This window comes from Microcystis sp. M49636_WE2 (assembly GCF_030065375.1).
Taxonomy (GTDB): domain Bacteria; phylum Cyanobacteriota; class Cyanobacteriia; order Cyanobacteriales; family Microcystaceae; genus Microcystis; species Microcystis aeruginosa_C.
Window position 1 is genome coordinate 1 of record NZ_JASJFG010000575.1, and the last position, 1384, is coordinate 1384.

Annotated in this window: 1 protein-coding gene; it reads left to right on the plus strand. The window is 41.5% G+C overall.

From position 1 onward, the window contains the following. Positions 1–453: 453 nt before the first annotated feature. Entirely contained in the window at positions 454–1152 is a 699-nt protein-coding gene (locus PX484_RS13260) for a DUF3782 domain-containing protein (protein WP_287766982.1), read from the plus strand. The last annotated feature ends 232 nt before the right edge of the window (positions 1153–1384 follow it).

Here is a 1384-nt window from a genome sequence, read left to right on the forward strand (position 1 = left end):
ATTGGCTGAGTTGTAGAGATTTTTAGACTGCCAAGATAAATTATCTATCTCAGCCCAGAATCGATGTCCTTTCTTGATAATGTGTCTTTCTGCTACTAACATATTATCCGTTGTCTTTTAACTCAGCGTCGGGTTTTGAAGAGTTGTCATCCGTTGTGATAATTGTACCAGAAGGCAATTGATAGCCTGTTAAATTCCCTTGTTTCCACCACCTCCAAGCCGTTCGATAACTTATTCCTGTTTTTTTTGCCTAGTCCGATAGTTTTGTCTGTACATATTACCATGCCTGACTATATCTGACTATATTTGTATTTAAACTTTACAATACTTGATCTTGAGGAGAAACGCTGTAACTATTGACTTGCTGAATTAACACCCGTCCCCAAAATGACTTGTACTTTGCTAGTACAATTATAGTAAAAAGTGAAATAAGAAAGATTAAAACCAATAACTATGTCTCAACCGATTACCATCGAAGATATCTATAAACTTTTCGAGAAAACTAACGAAAAGTTTGAACAATCACGCCAAGAATACGATCGCCGGGCTGCTGAAGCTAAGGCTGAATATGATCGCCGGGCTGCTGAAGCTAAGGCTGAATATGATCGCCGGGCCGCCGAAGCCAAGGCCGAAGCCGATCGCTGGGCCGCCGAAGCCGATCGCCGGGCTGCTGAAGCCGATCGCCGTTTAGCCGAGCTAGAGAAAACAGTGGCCAATACCAGTCGTGCCGTGGATAGTTTAACCACTCGCTGGGGAAGATTTGTCGAGGAATTAGTCGAACCTGCTGTTATTAGCCTATTTCGGGGCAAAGGTATCGATGTCAAAGAAACCTACAGTCGTGCCAGGGTAAAACGGCAAGGAATAGCCATGGAGATTGACATTTTAGCCGTCGATGAAACCGAGGTAGTTTTAGTAGAATGTAAGTCTCGTTTATCGAAAGATGATGTCAACGAGTTTTTAGAAAAATTAAGTCGATTTAAACAAGCATTTCCCCATTATAAAAACTATCAAGCTTATGGTGCAGTGGCAGGAATAGAAATAGATGAAGGAGTAGATCGTTATGCCTATAAACAAGGTTTATTTGTGATTAAACCATCGGGAGAAACGGTAGAAATCATTAATGATTCTGGTTTCGAGCCTAAATTATGGTAGGAGAAAGATGTTCCCCTCATCCGGCAAAGTATTGGCAGCAGGTCTAATTTTTCCAACCTAGCACTAGACTAACCTATGGATAGGATGCAGGATTAATAAGTAAATGGTTTCAATTAAATTGAAGATAGATTTTGTCTTTGATCCCCCCTGCCCCCCTTGATAAGGGGGGTGCCGATAGGCGGGGGGATCTGACAATTTTTAACACCCACCTACTTATTCATATCTTGATTCA